The organism is Listeria sp. Marseille-Q6474 (assembly GCF_946902005.1).
Lineage (GTDB): Bacteria > Bacillota > Bacilli > Lactobacillales > Listeriaceae > Listeria > Listeria innocua.
In genome coordinates this window covers 1,529,102-1,550,492 of record NZ_CAMPPS010000001.1, presented here as the reverse complement: position 1 = coordinate 1,550,492, position 21,391 = coordinate 1,529,102, and the positions used below count along the sequence as shown (strand labels likewise).

Below are 21,391 nucleotides of genomic sequence, written 5' to 3'. Positions count from 1 at the left end.
CATGATGCGATTAGATTTTTCGAAAAAAACAATGCAAGATTTCGAGCGGGATGCGGAGGTTGTTCATGCTACCAGAGAGCGGAGTTTTTGGCGTTTTATGCTGGCTGACCGCCGCGCTGTTTTTGCGACGAGTGTGCTGATTCTTATTACAGTCGCTTGTATTTTCGCGTTCCTTTCGCCTTATGACCCCAATGCTCTTTCCGTTCAGGACAAACTGATGCCGCCAAATTCGTCGCACTGGTTTGGGACGGATGACCATGGTCGGGATTACTTGACGCGTGTCTTGTACGGCGGCCGGGTTTCATTACTTGTTGGCGTGTTTGCGATGATGATTGCCGTTGTCGTTGGAACACTTGCGGGGACAGTTAGTGGCTACTTTGGTGGCTTCATTGACAATATGGTGATGCGTTTTCTAGATATTTTCATGTCAATTCCGTCATTTTTCCTACTAATGATTTTAAATGCGTACTTAAAACCGGGAATTTCAAACATTATCATCATTATCGGATTGCTTTCTTGGATGGAAGTGGCGCGGATTGTTCGAGCAGAGACGTTAACATTAAAAGAACGTGAATTCATTTTGTACTCCAAGTCTTCGGGTGGCGGATTTTTCCACATTATGTTCAAGCATATTATTCCAAACGCGATGCCATCCATCGTCGTTGCAGCTTCATTAAACGTCGCTACAGCCATTTTAACCGAGTCAGCACTGAGTTTCCTTGGCCTCGGTGTTCAACAGCCTAACGCTTCGTGGGGCAGCATGCTGAACAATGCGCAAGGCTACGTCGGAGAAGCAACTTACTTGGCGCTTTTCCCTGGATTATTAATTTTAATGACGATTCTTTCATTTAACGTGCTTGGCGATGTGCTGAGGAAAGGTTTGTCACGTAGATATTAAATGTAAAAACACTTTGATTTTTTCAGTCAAAGTGTTTTTTTGTTTTTTAAAGAAAATGTACTTAAAATAGAAACGTAAAAAACGTGTTTTAGCCAATTTCCAAGGCATAAATTCACAAAACGCTCACAAAACGAGAATGCGTGCGGTGCTATAATTAAAGGACAAGGTTTCATTATTATAGACAGAGATGAGGCGCAGAAATGAGTGAAATAAAAGTTAAAGAAGCAACATTGAAAAAACACGCGACAAAGTTAGAATCAAAAGGCAAATCAACCGAATATTTACCGATGAAAGGTGGCAATATGGCCTATAGTCAAGCCAATTCCATCAATCATTTTCGGACAGCATTGTTTGACTTGGTAGACGCGGTGGACAATTTTCAAGGTGTGGTAGGAACGGATGCCAAAAGATTGAAAGAATTAGGCGCATCATTTACTCACAAAGACCAAGAGCTTGAACGAGGCATGGGATTGGGAGGTAAATAAATGGATGCAAAGAGCCAGCAAGGGGAGGCACAACTGCAACTGCTGAAAAAAGAACAATCCGGGGCCGAAGATTTTTTGCAAGATTTACAACGACAACAAAATGAACAAGAGTGGTTAGCGGAAGATGTTGCGCGTGTTCACCAAGAAGAACGGGAGTCGCTGGAGCTTTTGCGCGAAGTTTGGCAAGGCGCGGAATCACGAAGTTTCGGCTACTATTTGGCGGATTTACAGGAAGAAGAAAAACAGAAGTGGCATAAAAAAATCCAAGCGAACCAAGAGGAATGTAAGCAAAAAATCACCGCTTGCCAAAAAAACATCTACCAATTAGAAAATCAACAACAAGATTTACAAAAGGAGTTGTTACAGTGAGCCGAATTGACATCGGAGAAATACAAACCTTTGCGTACCAACTACATACAGCTAATGAAGCAGCAAGAAAGAGTATCAAAGACATCAAAACTGCCGTGAAAAATTATACCGAAGACGGCAGTTTAAAAGGAAAAGCAGTTGATGCATCGAAAAATTATTACCAAATGACCTATTTCCCATTATGTGATGCGATAATCGAAGCCATGAACGAGAGCGAAGAACGATTAGCGCAGTATATAGCCGATTTTCACGCCCAAGTGGATGGTTCTGCGGATGCGAAAATTGATGCGGACGGTTTATACGAACTCGGGAAAATGATTGATCGTATTGAAGCGAAAAAAGAGGCACTAGCCCAGCGGATGAATACCGGAACAGAAGGGCAAATGCAAAGTTATCGCTCCCAGCTAAGCATCGCCTACAAACAGGAAAATATCTTAGAAAAATACTTGGCTTTTGAACAAAGTCATGGTGGTTTTTTTGATAATTTAACCGATTTAGTCCGAGGAATTCAGCAAACCATTCGCGAACTCCAGTCGAACATTCAATTTAACAGTAAAACGGGCACCTATGATATGAGCAAACTGAATTTCACCACCGTAACCCGGATGCAAAACGCCTTAGGAAAAGCGCTAAAAAATAACGAAAAAACATTCAATTTTGACGAATATCAAAAAACGTACCGTGGTCAAATGTGGGTGTTAATGAAAAATGGTATAGTAGATGTTGAAGCAACGAACGCGTACAATGCCGCCGTGCTTAACGGGGGATTACCGCATGAAAGCAATGAAGCGCAAGAAGAAGCTGAGTTGTTGCAGGCAGTTATTCAATCGGTGAAAGAAGGAATAGACCCGGTTACTGGGCAAGAGATAAGTAAAGCGCAAGGGTTTGGTATTATAAGTGGTCTTGTTTTCCATTATACTGTTGGAGGTTATAAAGGGAAGAAGTTCAAGATTCCAAAAGATTGGCTACGTAGAAGAAAGAAAGCTAGTGGAGCTAAAGGATTTAATATTGACGAAATTCATCCTAAATTGAAAACAGAACCAGATACTGCATTTTTCTGGTCTGGTAGAACAGAAGGCGTTGGTGGAGCTGATATAGCGGCTGATGTAGCTAAAAGTAAAGGTGGCGTTACTTTAGAATCAACAATAGGAAATAAAAATATTGAAATGCCAGACTGGGATTTTAATAATCCTGAGTCAATGAAAGCATGGGATTTGGCTTCTGGTTCTTATGCAGAACAAGTTTCTGGTGAAGTTCGTGCAGTAGTTGGTTCGGATTTGAGAAAAGGAAATATTTGGGAAAATGTTGAGTTACCTAGATTAAAAAATAATCCTAACGTAACGAAGATAACAACGATTGATCCTAAAACAGGACTTGAAAAAATAATTTTTGAAAGGAAGTAAGTGAAATGAAAATTACAGGTAATAGTTCACATGTGAAATTTGATTTAGAGAATGGATATGTAGTGAAAGCAGATGGAGAAATGTTAGTTGGAGGTAAATTTGTTGTATTTAAAGATTCTATGAAGAATTGGGAACCTCCATATGAAAATAAAAAGCTTTCTGAATCTGAAGTGCAAGAAATTATTCAACAGGTAAAACAGAGCACAAATGAAAATACAGTACAAATTTCATTTGAATAAAAGAAATGCGAGAAGTAGAGTAGGTTTGAAAGAACAAATTCAAATATCAATGCAAACGATGGGCATGTTATGCTGAAAAGGCTCGAGGGACAAGTCAAGGTACTAGCTATTTCGTGAGTTCCTCGGGCAAAGGAAAAGACGTTCAAAACAAGTCACAGGGCAACAGGGAATTGTATTCTACGTTGTATTTTCTAGCAATACAACAAATTTATCTTACGAATAAGGGAGAACCTAGAAATCTAGTGTTTCGGGTTTATTTCGAGCGGAAAGTTTTAGATGCTCATATTCCATATAAAAAGTAGGAGGAACTATGAAAAAAATTGAAATGATACAAAAAGTGATTGAGGATACAGAATACTGGGATGCTAGAGTATTTGATTGTAAACACTCTATTTTGGGGATGAATTTCATGTAATATTTGAGGGAGAAGAGGACCAAGTATATATAATTAAATTTATGAATTGTTACAAGGTATCGTACAAAAAAGTTTTGCTCCAGACACTAATATGAAAGTTAGAGATATGAGTAAGGGACAATTAGGATACTTTATGCAAGATATTTCTCTGGAAAAGCATGGAGATAACGAAGAATTTATTGATTCTTTCCTTAATTTATCAATTATGACAATTTCTATAGTTTGTAAAGATATTATTGTGGAAGAATTGGATCAAAAAAATATCTCTTTTTTGGGGGAAGATAAGTAGTAGAATAAAAGCACCTTATTACATGGTTGGTATCATATGAGAGGGCTTTAACTAAAAATTCTATGTCCACAACTACAGTGACAATTAAGAATTCGGTTTTTAACCACTTATCCTGAATGAGTAGGAGGAAAAATAATGTGTTTCATGAAAGAATCAAAAATAGCGATTTAATTAATGAAAAACAATACCCAGTAAAAGTAGTTTTTGATGAAATTTCTGATGAAGAATTTATTTCAATAATAAATTCCGTTTCAAAAGGAGAGGGATTTGGAGTGGAATCGGGTACATGTCTTTTTCCGGAAGATTTAGATGAATATGATATTGCTCAGGGGGAAGGGGTTGACGGAGTAGAGTTTGGATTATACTCTGGAAGTGAAATAGTGATTGACTATAAACAATTTTATTATTATTTGAATATTATATGTAACAGGTATGTGGAATCCTACCCCGAAAAAAATTACTCCTAGATAATGAGTTAAAAAAATATCAAGAATTGTATTCAATATAGATATCTTAATTACATAAAATAAATATGTAAATGGGAGGACAATTATGAATATATCTAATCAAATTAAAGAGAATTTAGAACAACGAAGAAGTATACATGAAGAAGATGACTTTGGACTTGAAAGAAATTGGGCAGAACTAACCAATATTTTATCTATGAGCGAAGATGAAACTATCAATTATTTAAAGAATTGTTCAAAGGAAGATGTATTGTTAATTAGTTCGGTTTTTGATGATGTTTCCGAAAAAATACAAAGCAGGAAATTTATTTCTTGTTTAAGAGAACTAGATAAAAAATTTCCCGATTTGAAATTAACATTTTTTATTGATGATGCTGAAGGTTACATTGAAAATTAAATAAAAAGTATTATATTATCTGGTTGGTGTCGTTAGTAAATGAGATACACGCTTACTTGCAAAGATAAAATTTAATATTTTATACAACAAAAACCCAGCAATTTTTAAAATTGCTGGGTTTCTTCAAAACTGGCGAATTACTTCTCCACCCGAATAAACTTATAACTATAAGGCGAACCAAAAGCATGTTTCTGCACGCCGGTAATATCCGTACGTTGCAACACTGCTGTTTGATGTTGATAAAGTGGTAAAATCGCCGCGTCATCATCAAGCAGAACTTTCTCAGAAGCTACGAACGCATTCCAACGTTCTTCTGGTTTCGTCGCAAGCGTTGTGTCCGTTGATTTTACAAGTTTATCATAAGCGGGACTATTGTAACTCATATGATTGTTAAAGTAATCGGATAAGAATAAACTACTATATGTCCACGGATCCTTAAAATCAGGCATCCAAGCAGCCAGTGACATGTCATAATTACCATCAGAAGTTAGCTGTGTCGCGCTCTTCGAAGGCATGTTTTTCACTTTAATCGTCACACCTGGCAAATTATCTTCAAACTGCGCTTTCAAATATGCGAAAATGGTTTTCGTCGTTTCTTGGTCATCGCCGAGCAGTTCGATTGTTACTTTATCAGTTCCAAGTTCTTTTTGTGCTTGTTTCCAATATTTTAAAGCTTCTTCTTTGTTATAAACTAAATGGTCGCCACTATCTGTGCGGAAATCAGCGCCCGTTGTTGGATTTTGGACGAAATCTTTTGGAAGAAGTCCGTTCGCTGGGAATGAGCCATCGCCGAGAATGCGGTCTGTTAATTGTTTTTTATCAACGGCTAAATTAAGCGCGTGACGTAAGGAATTGTTCGCAAGCGGAGTCGCTTTACCGTCACGTTTTTGGTTCATGCGCAAGTAACTTATCAGCGCATCTTTTTCCGTTTGGAAATCTTTCTTGCCTTTGTATTGTTTGGCGAAATCGCCTGAAAGTGGCACACGGTCAGCCTCGTTTGTATTATAAAGGTTCACACCAGCGTTAATATCTTTCGCAACTTGCACATTGATTTCGTTTACTTTGACATTATCTTTGTCCCAATATTGGTCGTTTTTCGCGTAAGTCCATTTATTCGTAATGTTGCCGCCCCAATCCTTCATGACAAAAGGACCGTTGTATAAAGTGTGCGCACTATCTGTTCCGTATTTGTCGCCTTGTTTTTTCACATAGCTTTCTTTTTGTGGGAAAAATGTTTCAAAAGAAAGAAGTGAAATGAAGTATGGAACTGGTTTTTTAAGTGTGATTTCAAGTGTTGTTGGGTCAGTTGCAACGACTCCAAGGTCAGTTACAGGTAATTTGCCTTCATTGATTTCAGTGGCGTTTTTAATCGAATCTTTAAAGAGCGCGGAATATCCTGGTGCGGTTTTTGGATCAACGGCACGGCGCCACGCATAGACGAAATCATCGGCGGTTACTTGGGAACCATCGGACCATTTCGCGTTTTTCTTTAATTTAATGGTATATTTCGTTTGGTCAGCGCTGATTTCTGGCATTCCATCAGCAACCCCAGGAACAAAGTTATCTTTTTGATCAAGTGTGTATAATCCCTCGAAGACTTGGTTTTGTGCGGTGAAGCTAGCAAAGTCTTCTTCAGCTGTCGTATTTAAAGTCAGTAATTCACTGGTTTCAAGAAATTTAATTTTGTCCGGGGAAGTTTTTGTCGCAGATTTATCATTGTCATTTCCGCAAGCTGTAAGTAAAAGTACTGTCAAAATGGCAAAAATAGGCAATGTTTTCTTTAAAAAATGCATGGTTTTCTCCCCTTCTATCTGTGTATTTATCGTTATTATAAGTATTCCGATAAGATAAGTCAAGTTAATGGTTTCTTGAAAAAACTGCTTGACGCAAAAAAAATCCCATGATAAGATATTTTGTGCAAATAAGAATGATTACGTTTTACGATGCGTAATCAAAATTTACATAGTATGGCTTTAAGGTTTAAATCGTAATCATTACGAAAAAGGAGAGATAATATGAAGAAATGGTCGTTTTTAGTTGTAACAGTCTTGGCGTTCGTTTTAGTTTTGGCAGGATGTGGCGCGAGTGCTGATAAAGCAAGTGGGGATAAGCTCAAGGTAGTGACAACATTTTATCCAATGTATGATTTTACCAAAAATGTAGCGGGAGATAATGCTTCGATTGATATGTTAATTGATGCCGGAACTGAACCGCATGATTACGAGCCGAGTGCCAAAGATATTGCTAAAATTGAGGCAGCTGATGTTTTTATTTATAACAGTGAAGACATGGAAACGTGGGTGCCAAGCGTACTTAAAAGCCTAGATTCGAAAAAATTAACGATAATTGATGCTAGTAAAGGAATTAAACTATTAGAAGGTAGCGAAGAAGAAGAGCACGACCATGACCACGGCGAAGAAGGTCATCATCATGAACATGATCCGCACGTATGGTTAAGCCCTGTCCTTGCTGAAAAAGAAGTGAAAAACATCCAGAGCGGTTTAAGCAAAGCGGATAAAGCAAATGCAGATACATATAAAAAGAATGCAGAAAAATATACGGACAAATTAAAAACACTCGACAATAAATTTAAAACAGCTTTTGAAGGAGCGAAACAACGCGATTTCGTAACGCAACATGCTGCATTCCAATATTTAGCAAACGAATATGATTTGCATCAAGTGGCAATCGCGGGTCTTTCACCTGACCAAGAACCTAGCCCAGCGCGTTTAGCAGAATTACAAAAATATGTAAAAGAAAACAATATCAGCACAATTTATTTTGAAGAAGTAGCATCACCAAAAGTAGCAGAAACGCTTGCTAACGAAACAGGTGCAAAATTAGAAGTACTAAGCCCAATCGAAGGTATTACCGATAAAGAACAGAAAAAAGGCATGGATTACATCGCTTATATGGAACAAAACTTACAAGCCTTGCAAAAAACAATTAAATAAGGAAGCGATAAGAATGAAATATATTGATATAGCCAATATTGGTTTTAAATACGAATCCGAGCCAGTACTTGAAAATATTTCATTTCAAGTCAGCGCAGGAGAATTTATCATACTAACAGGAGAAAACGGAGCAGCTAAATCAACACTGCTCCGTATTATTTTGGGGATTTTACAACCTGATAAAGGTTCTGTTACTTTCTCAATGAAGAATACAAATGGCGGACGACTTTTAGTAGGTTATGTACCACAACAAATAGCTTCATTTAACGCTGGATTTCCAAGTACGGTCCTCGAATTAGTAAGGTCAGGTCGCTTTCCAAATGGTAAGTGGTTCAAACGGCTGACGGAAAAAGATCATGCCCATGTCGAAAAAGCATTAAAATCTGTTGAAATGTGGGATTATCGTCATAAACGTATCGGTGAGCTATCAGGAGGTCAAAAACAGCGGATTTGTTTGGCGCGAATGTTTGCAACTGATCCTGATATATTAATTTTGGATGAACCGCAAACCGCAATGGATAAACAAAGTAAAATTCGTTTTTATGACTTATTAAAGCATGAAGCACAAGTGCACGGTAAGGCGATTTTGATGGTAACGCATGATAGTGAAGAGATGGAAGATTATGTTGATAAGCATATTCGCCTCGTTAGAAAGGAGGATGTGTCATGGAAATGTTTCTCTATGGATTTATGCAAAGAGCCTTCCAAGCTTCAATGATTATTGCTATTATTGCTCCTCTTTTAGGGGTTTTCTTAATTATACGAAGACAGTCACTTATGGCGGATACGCTTTCGCATGTGTCGCTTGCGGGAGTTGCTTTTGGGCTGGTTTTAAATGTGAATCCAAGTGTGACAACGCTTATTGTTGTAGTAATCGCAGCACTTGGGATAGAGTATTTACGCGGGGTTTATGCAACTTACTCGGAGTTGTCGATTGCAATCCTCATGGCCGGGGGACTTGCAGTGGCGTTAGTATTGATGAGTTTGGATCAGGGCGGAATTACAACGAGTGTACAGCAATATTTATTTGGTTCCATCGTGACCATCAGCAAAGCTCAAGTACAGCTTTTAGTCATTCTAGGGATTGCTATTGTTGTATTGTTTCTGGTGTTTAAACGGTTTATGTTTGTACTTACTTTTAGTGAAGATGTTGCGGTCGCTGAAGGTGTTCCTGTACGCTTGATTTCTCTTTTGTTTAGCGTTGTTACGGGTATTGCAATTGCGGTTATTATGCCAATAGCTGGGGCGCTACTCGTATCTGCACTTATCATTCTTCCAGCAGCTATTGGTATGCGGATTTCAAAAGGGTTTCTCATGTGTGTAGTTAGCGCAATATTAATTGGTTTAATAGGAATGTTTTCGGGGCTAGTATCTTCTTATCAATTAGGAACCCCACCAGGTGCTACCATTACGCTGATGTTTATCATTCTTTTCATAATAGCAACCGTTGTATTAAAAATAGCGCGAAAGTAATTTCTATATATATGTTTCTCCATTTTGCAACATTAGGTTTAGCTCTTTATTATGAATTATCCAGGAATTATCCTGTTTTTCGATTTGATTAGTCGTTTTCAAATATTGTAAATCTTTATAAAAACAGCTTTTTGAAAGGTTGCTATACGAAAGCAAGTGACTTGTTTTAATTGCGGGAGGTAAGATAACTGTACCATCCTCAGTAGGAATACCATGAAGTAGAGCAAGATTGGAAAAAGTAAGCATAAGTTTTTCAGAAGCCGGACTACTCGCCATTAAACTTTTAAAGTAAATATGGGTAGTCTGGTTTTTCATGATGAAAAATTGAAAACCGAAATTCTCGGGGAACATAGATAGAAAGTATTCTATATCAAGTTTTGAGTATCTATATAAGAAACATTTCGAGAGCGTTTTATATCGAAAACGATTAATGCTATGGTCTAGTAATGTAAAATAATTTAGAAAAGCTCCTTCACCTTGAATGGAATAAATTTTGGATTGTTCTTTCCCATCGTTTAAAAATAAAGCCACATAACCATCAATAATAAGGTAAACATAGTTGTCTAAATCTGCGCTGTTGTTTAGTAAAATGGCGTTTTTTGGAACTTCTATTTTTTCAAAGGGTATTCTTCCGTCATGAGATAGGTGAATGAATTCGTGGTAATTATACAATGACTTAGGCATAATGATGACTCCAATCTTTTTTTATGTCTTTACTTTTGTATAAATAATTGTATCAGAAACAAAAAAGTCGATTGTATGGAGTAAAGTAGTATTTCACGAATAAATGTTTCTAAAATGTGAATTATTTAAATCGTATAATGCTGATAAGCACAAAAAAATGTTATTTAATTGATAGTGTTGACTATTTTTGGACTTTTGGGAGAAAAAATTAAAATTGATGCGAACGTAGGTTCTGTGTTATAATTCTACTAGAAAATAGAGGAGGATTATTGATGAAAAACGTACAAATCTCAGTGAGGCGCTTAGTAGAATTTGTCTTAAAAAGCGGCAGTATTGATAGCCGAATGACTAGTTCAGATCGCGCTTTGGAAGGGACGAAAATTCATCAATTACTCCAAAAAGAAGCAGGAGAAGAATACGAAGCCGAGGTATCATTAAAGCTTGTACGAGTAATAGATGACATTTCTTTTACACTTGAAGGCCGAGCGGATGGCGTCATAAACGGAGAAATGATAGATGAGATTAAAACTACCGAGGTAGAAATGGATGAAATTACTGAAGACTTTCGCCCGCTGCACTGGGCCCAGCTCATTTGTTATGGATTCATGTTAGCGGAGAAGTCTGATTTAGCAGAAGTCACGCTTCAATTAACGTACTATCAAGTAGCCGATAAAGAAGTGAAACAATTCACTCGAGTCATGAGTCGTGAAGAAATGAGTACTTTTGTGGACGATTTGCTTTCAAAATATGCTATTTGGGCAAAAATGTCTGCAGCTTGGGAAATGAAGCGAAATAAATCTATTCAAGAATTAACTTTCCCATATGACAGCTATAGACGTGGTCAAAGAGAGCTAGCAATTGCCGTTTATCGGACAGTGATGGATGATGAAAAGCTATTTTGTGAAGCGCCTACAGGCATTGGAAAAACAATGTCAACGCTATTTCCCAGTGTAAAAGCAATGGGCGAGGGGAAGGCAGACAAGCTTTTTTATTTTACAGCAAAAACAATTACGAGACAGGTTGCCGAAGATGCTTTAGATGAAATGCGCCGTAAAGGACTAGCGGCAAGAAGTGTCACAATTACAGCAAAAGATAAAATATGCTTTTTAGATGAACGAAAATGTGACCCGGAGCACTGCCAATTTGCGCGTGGCTATTACGATCGCTTGAATGAAGCGTTGTTCGATATGCTGCAAACAGAAGAAACTATAACTCGGTCGGTCGTCGAAGCATTTGCCCGGAAATATACTTTATGTCCGTTTGAGTTATCGCTTGATGTGGCGCTTTTTTGTGATGTAATTGTGTGTGATTATAACTATTTATTTGACCCAGTCGTTTATTTGAAACGTTTTTTTGCGGATGGACCTGGCAGATATACTTTTTTAGTGGATGAAGTGCATAATTTGGTGGACAGAGCTCGTTCGATGTTCTCGGCGACATTAAGTAAATCAATCATCATGCAAGTAAAACGTGAATTAGACAAAAAAACCGATAAAAAACTACTAAATTCAGTAACGGCAATGAATAAAATAATGATTGCCCTAAATAAGCAACTAGCCGAAGAAAATAAAACGATCTATGTAAAAAAAGAAGCCTTGGCCGATTGGAATGAAGCTGTTTTAAAATTTAGTTATGTAGCAAAAGACTGGTTGCCAAAAAATACAGAGGCAAAAGCTCAAGCAGATGTACTGGAACTTTATTTTGAAAGTTTAAGGTATTTAAAGATTGCTGAGCTATACGATAAGCGCTATGTCACTCAAATTACGCGAAACCGGTCCGATATACTGATAAAACAACTATGCTTAGATCCGGCGTTTTTACTATCAGAGAAATTGAAATTAGGTGCTAGTTCAGTACTTTTTTCGGCGACGCTTAGACCGATTGATTACTACACGAATTTACTTGGTGGAAATAATGATACAAGTCGTCTTACTTTTGCGTCTCCGTTTAAACAGAATAATATGCATTTAATGGTAGCGGATTATATTAGTACAAAGTATCAAAGGCGTGAAAATAGTTTGGAATCAGTTATTGATGCGCTTTATGCGATGCTTTCCGGGAAAAAAGGCAATTATTTGTTTTTCTTTCCATCATTCCAATATTTAGAAACGGCATTTGAATTGTTTAGCGAAAAATATCCCGAAGTGCGAGCGCAAAAACAACAATCTTTTATGAACGAAACAGAGCGCGAGGAATTTCTAGCAGCTTTTGAAACGGGGCGTGAAGAAACGTTCGTCGGTTTTTGTGTCTTAGGAGGCGTTTTTTCTGAAGGCGTTGATCTTCGAGGGGAACGCTTAATCGGAACGGCAATAGTAGGCGTGGGACTTGCGCAAATGAATGTGGAATCTGATTTAATTAAAGATTATTATAATGAAACAATCGGGCGCGGATTTGATTATGCGTATCAGATTCCCGGTATGAACAAAGTCCTTCAAGCGGTAGGACGTGTTATTCGCGGCGAAAAAGATCAAGGCGTTGTCTTACTGATAGAAGAACGTTTTGCAACAGATCGGTATAAAGCTTTGTTTCCGGCTCATTGGAACCACGCTAGGACAGTGAAAAATACGCTACAAATCGAGCGAGAAGTAAACGAATTTTGGCGGAACAACTGATTTTCTAGTAGAATGGTTGTAATGAGTCGATTTAGGAGGAAATTATGTATAAAATTATTGCGATAGACATTGACGGGACGCTTTTAAACGATGCGCACGAAATTACCCCAGCTGTACGCGAGGCGATTAAAGCTGCAAAACAAAAAGGGGTCAAAGTAGTGCTTTGTACAGGGCGCCCACTTGCTGGAATTAAAAAAAGCTTGATAGAACTAGATCTTTTAGATATTGGTGATTATGCGATTACCTTTAATGGAGCAGTTATCCTAGAAACAGCGACGGAAGAACCATTAGCAGATATTACTTTAAATAAATCAGAATTAGAGGAAATTTATGCATTTTGTCATGCGCAAGATGTTAATGTAACGTATTTTGACGGAAAAAACATGTATGTACCAAGTCGAAAAATCACCGAAATTACATGCCAGGATGCTTTGTTGCTTCAAACGCCACTCTATCATTTGCCTGTAGAAGAAGCACCTGAGTCAATTCATGTCTCCAAAGTGATGTTATTAGATACGCCAGAAAAAATCACGGATGTTATTAAAAACTTACCAGAGACAATTAAAGAGAACTTTTATGTAGTTCGAAGTGTTCCTTACAACCTAGAATTCTTGCAAAAAGGCGTCAATAAAGGTTCTGCACTGGAACTTCTCGTGAACAAACTTGGCATTTCTCAAGGGGAAGTAATGAGTATTGGCGATCAAGAAAATGATATTACGATGATAGAATATGCGGGAATGGGTGTAGCAATGGGAAATGCAACGGAGCATATTAAAGAAATCGCCAATTATACCACAACTACAAATAATGAAGACGGGGTAGCAAACGCAATTCAAATGCTCGTTCTCGACCGTTAAAAGAAAAACATTCCATGTGAGTTTTTCTTTAGAGGTATAAATATTGACAGCGCTTTATTTAATGAGCGAAAATAGAAGATACAAAACTAACGTACTGTGGAAGTTTTTTTGGTAGGGTTGGCAGAAAATCATTTATTCATGGAAGTTTTTCTCTCGAGGCTATCTTGCCAAAAAAACGTTCCTTTGTTATTGTTTTAGGAATAGTTTGACATTTAAATAAAAAGGAGTGAATGTGCTTGAAAATCACAAAAATTAAAACACACATTTTACCGATTCAGCTAAGTGCTACTTTTAAGACGGCGCTTAGGGAAGTTAGTCATGTGAACGTGGTACGAGTTTATATTCATTTTGATAACGGGATTATAGGTATTGGAGAAGCTGCTCCAACGCATGTAATAACAGGGGATACGGAAGTCAGCATTTTGAGTGCAATAAATGATATTTTCGGTCCTTTTTTAATTAATCGCGAACTAGACGAAGAACTTACAATTTTAGATGAAATGAAATCTTTATTAGTACATAATTCAAGTCCAAAAGCCGCCATTGATATTGCTTTACATGATGCACTGGCAAAAGCTCATTCAAAGCCATTATATGAATTCCTCGGCGGTGGCTTAGCGGGGCTTGAAACAGATTATACCATTAGCATTGGGACGCCAGAAAAAATGGTTCGAGATGCAGAAACCAAAGTAGCGGAAGGATTTCAGTCCCTTAAAGTTAAATTAGGTCTTGATCCAGTTGAAATAGAAGTAGCAAAAATTAGGCAAATGAATGACGCGTTAGGCGGGAAGATTCCTTTTAGAATTGATGCAAACCAAGGATGGACTGCGGATGAAGCCATTCAAATCCTAAATGAGTGGCAAGATATTCCAATTGACTTCATCGAACAACCAGTAAAAAGTTGGGATTTTACCGGTATGGCAAAAGTGACTGCGAACACTAGTATTCCAATCATGGCTGATGAAAGTTTATTTGGCTTTCACGATGCTAAACGACTTTTAGACGAAAAATGCTGTAATTTGCTTAATATTAAATTGATGAAAAGTGCAGGAATCAAAGAAGCGCAAGCGATACATGATTTAGCGGGCAGTTATAATGTGGACTGTATGATTGGTACGATGATTGAAGGATATGCAAGTTTATCAGCCGCAGCACATTTCGCGGCAGCTTCCAAACAAGTGAAGTTTTATGATTTAGATGTGCCGTTTATGTGGGATTTACATGGTAAAAACATGGCTGATATTGGCCTTGAAATTGGTCGTGGACAAGTGCTTTTAACAGAAGAAGATGGGATTGGCATTCCAGCTTATTAAAGAAAGTAGGGATAATATGAACAAATTAGTTAGTCAAAGTAATGCATTTCTTTGGAGGAAAAATGAAATGAACCCGGTTTTAGCCAATATTTTAGAGGCTAGAAAAGAAACTGACTTGGTTCAAATTAACCAAGAAGATGCGATGAAATTATACGAGGATAGCCTTGTTGACTCGGATTTGCTTTATAACGACTTCGTAATTGTCGACGAAATCGAGGGCGACTGGGCAAAAGTAGTCGTTCCTTCCCAACAAAGTTTTCAAGATGAGCGCGGCTATCCTGGTTGGATGCTTCTTTCTGACTTAGAAGATACAGATAAAACTAGCGATATGGGTGAAAAAATCGCAGTTGTCGTGCCAAAAGCAGAAATTACATACGAAAATGGTGAAACGCGCACTGTTTCATTTGGCACACTTTTCACCAAAATTGCTGAAACTGAGGATAAATATACAATTGAAACACCTCATGGACTAGCGAGCATTTTACGAACTCAAGTAGATTTACAACATAAACAAGGCGACAACATTGGCATCACTGTGGTGCAAATGGCGATGCAATTCCTTGACTTACCATACGTTTGGGCGGGAATTAGCAGTGCCGGTTTTGACTGTTCAGGATTTGCGTTTACTCTTTACCGGACATGTGGGAAATATATCGGTCGCGATGCCACAGAGCAATCTTTCACAGGGAAAAAAATTGATTACGCAAACGCTGAACCAGGAGATTTGCTGTTTTTTGCTTATGAGGAAGGCAAAGGGGAAGTCCATCACGTGGGAGTTTACATCGGAAATGACGAGATGATTCATTCGCAAACACCAGGATCTAAAGTAATTTTAACTAAAATCGCAGGCAGTAAGTACGAACCAGAACTTTGTGTGACCTCAAGACATCGATAAAGGGGGTGGATGAAACTGACTAATTATCAAGAAATTAATCAAGATTTCAACATAATTGATTCAAAAGCACTTTTTATATCAGATGGAGAAACGGTGCTTTTTGCAGAAAATGAAAACCAGCTTTTTACTGCTGCAAGTGTCATCAAACTACCGATTTATTTATATTTTTTCGAAAAAATTGCCAAAAAAGAGTTAGACTTACAAACGGATTTCCAAATTCCAAGCGAAAAAGTAGTAGCTGGAGCAGGAATCATCCAAATTCTTCCGCAAAAAAGAATTTGGACATTGGAAGAATTACTACATTTAATGATAGCTGTTTCGGACAATACAGCTACCAACCAATTAATCGAGCTAGCAACTATCACCAAACTACAATCATGGTTACGTGAAAACAACTGGGAAGATGGAATTCAGCTAGAACGGCAAATGATGGATTTCAAGACCGTAAAGCAAAATAAAATCAGTGCTAAGGCAGCCGTGACCATTTTACAAAAAATAATGATGCTTAGTGAAGCTTATCCAGACTTAAAAGAAACTATTCGGCGACCGCTACTAAATCAGCAATTTCGATCCAACCTAGCGGGCACGTTGGAAGAAGCTGGAATTTCGGGACTTCAAATGTTAAATAAAACGGGCGAACTAAAAAATATCCAGCATGATGTGGCCGTTTTTGAGTATAAAGGAAAGACCAGATATGCAGCCGCACTGACGAATAACACGGGATTAGAAGCGAATGCGACAGCTTGGATGCAGACAGTCGGCAAACAATTATTTTCTGAGATGACATAAACCAAAATAGGGGGAACTAAAATGAAAAAAAGATTAGCGTTAGTTTGTATTATGATTCTATCTATCTCAACCTTTTTAATGGCATGCGGGGGAAATAAAGACGAAGCGAGCAAATCACAAGGCAAAAAGACACTGAAAATCATGGAAAACGCTGAAGTTTCTTCCATGGACTCAACTTTATCGCAAGACGTTCCAAGTTTCACTGAACAAGGCCAAGTCTTCGAAGGTCTTTATACTTTAAACGACAAAGACCAAGCAGTTCCGGCAATTGCAAAAGATATGCCGAAGTTAAGTGAGGACCAAAAAACATATACAATCAAACTGCGCGACGATGCCAAATGGTCAAACGGCACGAAAGTCACTGCAAATGATTTCATTTTCGCTTGGAAAAAACTAGCAAATCCAGACACCGCCGCCCAGTATTCTTTCCTGCTTGATGGGACCGTTAAAAACGGAACCGATGTTGTAAATGGTAAGAAAAGCGTGGACGAACTAGGATTTAAAGCCCTTGATGACTACACAATTGAAATTCAATTAGAACAACCAGTACCTTATTTCACTTCGCTTCTAGCATTCAACTCCTTTTACCCTCAAAATGAAGATTATGTAAAAGAGCAAGGCGATAAATACGCGCAGAGCAGTGAAAACATGATTTACAACGGTCCTTTTGTTATGAAAGGCTGGACAAACACAGAAAAAGCTTGGACTTTAGAAAAAAATCCCGAGTACTGGGATAAAAAGAACGTGAAATCCGACAAAATCGAAGTGAGCGTAGTAAAAGCTCCGAACACAGCAGTAAATCTATACGACACTGGAAAACTTGATGTAGCAACACTTTCTGGCGACTACGCTTCACAAAAAAGCAACGACAAAGACTACCACTCTGAGCTAGATGCCTACGTGACTCACCTAAAACTAAATCAAGAACTGGATGGGAAGAAAACACCTTTAGCTAACGAAAACTTAAGAAAAGCACTTTCCCTTGCAGTAGATAAAGAATCGCTTACGAAGAAAATCTTGGCTGATGGCTCAAAAGCGATTTATGGCTATGTTCCAGAAAAATTTGTCACGAATCCAGAAACTGGCGAAGATTTCCGGAAAGAAAGTGGCGACTACATGAAGCAAGACAAAGCTGAGGCGAAAAGCTATTTTGATAAAGCAAAACAAGAACTCGGTGGCGGTGAAGTGACTGTAGAACTGCTTAACTCTGATTTAGAATCAAGCAAAAAAGTCGGCGAGTACCTACAAAGTCAACTAGAATCCGCATTACCAGGCTTAAAAGTAAACTTGAAAACCGTCCCTAAAAAGAACTTATTGCAATTAACACGTGAGCAAAAATACGAAATCGTTTTATCAAACTGGGGTCCCGATTTCCAAGATCCACTTACATTCCTAGGAAACTACACAACGGGAAACACATATAATGCGAGCGGATATTCAAGCGCCGATTACGATAAAATGATAAACGCAACTTCAACAACACTCACAACTAAACCAGAAGAACGCTGGGAAACCTTTATTGATGCCGAAAAATTACTAATAGAAACCGATGCAGCCATGATTCCGCTCTATCAAACTGCAGTATGTAATTTGAAAAAAGATACTGTAAAAGGAATCGTTCACCATAATTTTGGAACAAGCTTTTCCTATAAAGGTGCTTACGTAGAATAAAAGGAGAGAGCAAAATGAAACTTTGGATTTCCGTAGATATGGAAGGGATAAATGGCCTTCCTGATGATACTTTTGTTGATTCTAGTATGCGAAATTATACTAGAGGACAAAAAATAATGACAGAAGAAACTAACTGGGTAGTAGAAGAAGCTTTAAAAGCAGGATATGATGATATTATCGTGAATGATAGTCATTCAAAAATGAATAATATATTGATAGAAGATTTACATGAAGAAGCAAGACTCATCACTGGTGACGTAAAACCTTTTTCGATGGTGCAAGGCTTAGATTCAAGCGCGGATGCGGCTGTTTTTATTGGTTATCATTCGCGTGCTGGTCAACCAGGCGTAATGAGCCACTCGATGACCTCAGGCGTTCGTAATTTTTATATTAATGACGTGGTAATTGGCGAATTTGGCTTAAATGCATATGTTGCGGGAGCTTACGGAGTCCCGGTCATTCTCGTTTCTGGCGATGATTATATTGCTCGTGAGGCGAAAGAGCTTATACCTGGAATTGAGACAGCTGTTGTAAAAGAAGCGGTATCCCGTTCGTCCGCAGTAGCTTTCTCAAAGTCAAAAGCAGAGAAAATCATCCGCGAAAAAGTGGCGCTTGCTTTAAAACATAAACAAGCCGCTGTACTTGTACCACCAGAAAAAACAGTATTAAAAATAGAGTTCTGTAATTACGGTCAAGCGGAGTGGGCAGCACTTGTCCCGAAAACTAAAATCATTGATGAAACTACCGTTGTGTTCGAAGCGGAAGATATATTAGAAGCGTACCAAGCGATGGTTGCAATGACGGAGCTTGCTATGAAGTGCGCCTTTTCATAAAACAAAGCCGAAACTTTCTATAGAGGAGTTTCGGCTTTGTTGTTTAATTAATTACAATCTTACAAATCGCCTCCTCAAACTGTCACTAAATCTCCATAAAGTTGTTAATTATAGTGCGATACTTCCGGAAAGTGAGGTAGATTGGAGTTACTCTATTGTCATATGATATTTGATAATAACAAAACTTCAATTGTAAAGGATGAATTTGTAATGAGTAAAAACGGAAATCTTTTAAAAAGAGTAGGGTTAGCGTTTCTAAGTGTTTTGATCATAGCTAGCACGATTTTCCAAACGACCATTGTAAAAGCAGCAACGAGTTACGGATCTGAGTTTTTAAATACAGTAGAACTTTTAGATAAAGATGGTACGCCTAAAACGGATTTTGGCTATTACGATAATATGAATGTGCACTACACTTGGTCGATTCCTAACTCAACAAATGTAAAAGCAGGCGACTCAATGGATTTCACATTACCAAGCCAGTTAGCACTTGCGACAGATCTTGCTTTTGACGTGAAAGACAGTAAAGGCCAAACAGTCGGAACAGCTACTGTAAAACGAGCAACTAACCAAGTAACAGTCGTATTTAGTGATTATGTTGAAAAACATTCAGATATTAAAGGTGAACTTGATTTTTGGACTACATTTAATCAAAAAGTGATTACTGGGAACGAAAAAATTAATTTAGAATTTCCAATTGAAAATAGCACAATTAATGTAGACGTCAATGTTGGTGAAAAAACACCTGTTAGTCCAACAGAAACGATTTTCAAATATGGCTGGGTTGATGCTAACAATCCGAGTTTAATTCATTGGGTTGTCCGCGTAAACTATGCTCAAAATAACATTCCTAATGCCGTTTTTACTGATATTATCGGTGCAAAGCAGACGTTGAATTTTGACTCTATCAAAGCTTTTCACGGAACCTATTCAACTGATCGCGTATTTACAGCAGGCACGCCGATTTCAAATACCAATTTTTCTAAGACAAGTGATGGTTTTAGAGTAACATTGGGAAATTTAACGGACTCGGTACAAATTTCATATACAACAACTGCGACAGATGGCGGGAAGTCTACTCAATATGACAACACTGCTAAGTTAGCGGGCGAGGATTTTGTAACGAAACAAACGTCTACTTGGACCCCAGCATCCGGTGGTGGAGGTGGAGCGGACGGCACAACAGGTTCGGTTACACTAACAAAACAAGATGCGAAAACGAAAGCAACCCTTGAAGGGGCAGAATTTAAATTAGTCGATGCAAATGGTACTATTTTACAAGAAAATATCACAACAGATGCAAGCGGCCAATTAAACGTTTCTAACCTCAAATTCGCTACCTACCAATTAATCGAAACAAAAGCCCCGACAGGCTATAAACTGGATAGCACGCCAGTAGAATTTACAATTGGCGAAAATAATAAAGAAATTACGGTAACAAAAGAAAATACCCTGAACACTGGTGCGGTAGAACTTACTAAAGTAGATGCCGCGACAAAAGCCACACTTGCAGGAGCCACATTCGAATTGCAAGATAAAGACGGCAGCGTTCTTCAAACAGACTTAAAAACAGATGAAAATGGTATTTTAAAGGTAACTGACCTAGTGCCTGGCAATTACCAATTTGTCGAAACAAGTGCACCTACCGGCTATATATTAGACAGCAGTCCCGTTCCATTTGAAATTATTGCAGATAAAACAGATCAAATAGTAAAAGTAACAAAAGAAAACATCTTGGAAGTCGGCGCAGTAGAACTTACTAAAGTAGATGCCGCAACAAAAGCCCTGCTTGCAGGAGCCACATTCGAATTACAAGATAAAGACGGAAAGACTTTGCAAACAGGCTTAACAACAGATGAGAATGGCGTGTTAAAAGTCACTGATTTAGTCCCAGGCACGTACCAGTTTGTAGAAACTAATGCGCCAATTGGTTATGAACTTGATGCTAGTCCCGTCGTGTTCGAAATTCTCTCTGGAGAAAACAATCAAGTCGTTAAAGTAACCAAAGAAAATAAAGCGGAAACTACACCCCCTCCAACACCGCTTATACCAACGTCACCAGTGCCTATTGAACCAAAAGTACCAATTATCCCTGAAAAGCCAGTGCAATCAGAAAAAAGTGAAGAAAGTCTAAAATTATACAAAATATCCGCAGCTGAAAAGTTACCAAAAACAGGCGATACACAAAACTGGGCGGGATTGGGAATGATTCTTCTAGCCCTGTCAATAAGCGGTTTTCTTATAAAACGAAAATAAAAAAGAAGACCTAGATAAATCATCTAGGTCTTCTTTTTAGGTCAATAATTATTACTAAAGTTCACAAAATGTTCACAAATAGGTGGAATTTT

21 protein-coding genes are annotated in these 21,391 nt (G+C 38.0%); 19 read left to right on the top strand and 2 right to left on the bottom strand.

The window, feature by feature from the left end:
* Positions 1-4: 4 nt before the first annotated feature.
* From OC533_RS07760 to OC533_RS07725, 8 genes are all read left to right on the top strand, one after another.
* Entirely contained in the window at positions 5-898 is an 894-nt protein-coding gene (locus OC533_RS07760) for an ABC transporter permease (protein WP_003724035.1), read from the top strand.
* 200 nt (positions 899-1,098) lie between these two features.
* Positions 1,099-1,383, top strand: a complete 285-nt coding sequence (locus tag OC533_RS07755) for a DUF3130 domain-containing protein (protein WP_160464710.1) — start codon at positions 1,099-1,101, stop codon at positions 1,381-1,383.
* Positions 1,384-1,752: a DNA double-strand break repair Rad50 ATPase gene (locus tag OC533_RS07750; RefSeq protein WP_160464711.1), complete on the top strand. Its 369-nt coding sequence runs from the start codon at positions 1,384-1,386 to the stop codon at positions 1,750-1,752. It begins immediately after the preceding gene.
* On the top strand, positions 1,749-3,155 hold the full coding sequence (locus OC533_RS07745) for a T7SS effector LXG polymorphic toxin (RefSeq protein ID WP_194323794.1): 1,407 nt from the start codon (positions 1,749-1,751) through the stop codon (positions 3,153-3,155). The genes OC533_RS07750 and OC533_RS07745 overlap by 4 nt, the downstream gene beginning before the upstream one ends.
* Positions 3,156-3,160: 5 nt before the next feature.
* Positions 3,161-3,394, top strand: a complete 234-nt coding sequence (locus OC533_RS07740; RefSeq protein ID WP_003732237.1) for an Imm74 family immunity protein — start codon at positions 3,161-3,163, stop codon at positions 3,392-3,394.
* Positions 3,395-3,915: 521 nt separating this feature from the next.
* Positions 3,916-4,098 carry a hypothetical protein gene (locus OC533_RS07735; protein WP_153648481.1) on the top strand — a complete coding sequence of 61 codons (183 nt, stop codon included), beginning with the start codon at positions 3,916-3,918 and terminating at the stop codon, positions 4,096-4,098.
* 137 nt (positions 4,099-4,235) lie between these two features.
* On the top strand, positions 4,236-4,565 hold the full coding sequence (cdiI, locus tag OC533_RS07730) for a ribonuclease toxin immunity protein CdiI (RefSeq protein WP_185511092.1): 330 nt from the start codon (positions 4,236-4,238) through the stop codon (positions 4,563-4,565).
* Positions 4,566-4,650: 85 nt separating this feature from the next.
* The gene (locus OC533_RS07725) at positions 4,651-4,962 is read left to right on the top strand and encodes a hypothetical protein (protein ID WP_153648479.1); all 312 of its coding nucleotides are present in this window, start codon (positions 4,651-4,653) and stop codon (positions 4,960-4,962) included.
* Positions 4,963-5,099: 137 nt separating this feature from the next.
* Here the strand turns inward: OC533_RS07725 and OC533_RS07720 are convergent, their stop codons facing one another.
* The gene (locus tag OC533_RS07720) at positions 5,100-6,755 is read right to left on the bottom strand and encodes a peptide ABC transporter substrate-binding protein (RefSeq protein WP_112120343.1); all 1,656 of its coding nucleotides are present in this window, start codon (positions 6,753-6,755) and stop codon (positions 5,100-5,102) included.
* Between the two features lie 222 nt (positions 6,756-6,977).
* Here OC533_RS07720 and OC533_RS07715 point away from each other — a divergent pair, with 222 nt between their 5' ends.
* From OC533_RS07715 to OC533_RS07705, 3 genes are read left to right on the top strand one after another with little or no spacing between them, the layout of a single operon-like run.
* Positions 6,978-7,916, top strand: coding sequence for a metal ABC transporter substrate-binding protein (locus OC533_RS07715; RefSeq protein ID WP_185505089.1), 939 nt, complete (start codon positions 6,978-6,980; stop codon positions 7,914-7,916).
* Positions 7,917-7,929: 13 nt separating this feature from the next.
* The gene (locus OC533_RS07710; RefSeq protein WP_185485051.1) at positions 7,930-8,634 is read left to right on the top strand and encodes a metal ABC transporter ATP-binding protein; all 705 of its coding nucleotides are present in this window, start codon (positions 7,930-7,932) and stop codon (positions 8,632-8,634) included.
* A complete protein-coding gene (locus OC533_RS07705) occupies positions 8,583-9,389 on the top strand; it encodes a metal ABC transporter permease (RefSeq protein ID WP_010990266.1) in 807 nt (268 codons plus the stop codon). Before OC533_RS07710 ends, OC533_RS07705 begins: the two co-directional genes overlap by 52 nt.
* Before the next feature lie 3 nt (positions 9,390-9,392).
* On the opposite strand, the gene OC533_RS07700 is transcribed toward OC533_RS07705, so the two are convergent.
* The gene (locus OC533_RS07700; RefSeq protein WP_003772539.1) at positions 9,393-10,073 is read right to left on the bottom strand and encodes a Crp/Fnr family transcriptional regulator; all 681 of its coding nucleotides are present in this window, start codon (positions 10,071-10,073) and stop codon (positions 9,393-9,395) included.
* A 272-nt stretch (positions 10,074-10,345) separates the two neighbouring features.
* On the opposite strand from OC533_RS07700, the gene OC533_RS07695 reads away from it, so the two are divergent.
* From OC533_RS07695 to OC533_RS07660, 8 genes are all read left to right on the top strand, one after another.
* Complete coding sequence (locus OC533_RS07695) at positions 10,346-12,685, top strand: ATP-dependent DNA helicase (RefSeq protein WP_194323792.1); 2,340 nt, start codon at positions 10,346-10,348, stop codon at positions 12,683-12,685.
* Positions 12,686-12,729: 44 nt separating this feature from the next.
* Entirely contained in the window at positions 12,730-13,542 is an 813-nt protein-coding gene (gene yidA, locus OC533_RS07690; RefSeq protein WP_003772536.1) for a sugar-phosphatase, read from the top strand.
* A gap of 230 nt (positions 13,543-13,772) precedes the next feature.
* Positions 13,773-14,855, top strand: a complete 1,083-nt coding sequence (locus tag OC533_RS07685) for a dipeptide epimerase (protein WP_226894235.1) — start codon at positions 13,773-13,775, stop codon at positions 14,853-14,855.
* Between the two features lie 16 nt (positions 14,856-14,871).
* Positions 14,872-15,750: an NlpC/P60 family protein gene (locus tag OC533_RS07680; RefSeq protein ID WP_194323788.1), complete on the top strand. Its 879-nt coding sequence runs from the start codon at positions 14,872-14,874 to the stop codon at positions 15,748-15,750.
* A 9-nt stretch (positions 15,751-15,759) separates the two neighbouring features.
* On the top strand, positions 15,760-16,539 hold the full coding sequence (locus OC533_RS07675) for a serine hydrolase (RefSeq protein WP_194323786.1): 780 nt from the start codon (positions 15,760-15,762) through the stop codon (positions 16,537-16,539).
* A 21-nt stretch (positions 16,540-16,560) separates the two neighbouring features.
* Complete coding sequence (locus OC533_RS07670) at positions 16,561-18,210, top strand: peptide ABC transporter substrate-binding protein (protein WP_003759898.1); 1,650 nt, start codon at positions 16,561-16,563, stop codon at positions 18,208-18,210.
* Between the two features lie 14 nt (positions 18,211-18,224).
* Positions 18,225-19,043 (top strand): M55 family metallopeptidase, encoded by an 819-nt coding sequence (locus OC533_RS07665; RefSeq protein WP_185551023.1) that lies wholly within the window; start codon positions 18,225-18,227, stop codon positions 19,041-19,043.
* Positions 19,044-19,253: 210 nt separating this feature from the next.
* Entirely contained in the window at positions 19,254-21,299 is a 2,046-nt protein-coding gene (locus OC533_RS07660; RefSeq protein WP_194330381.1) for a SpaA isopeptide-forming pilin-related protein, read from the top strand.
* Positions 21,300-21,391: the final 92 nt, after the last annotated feature.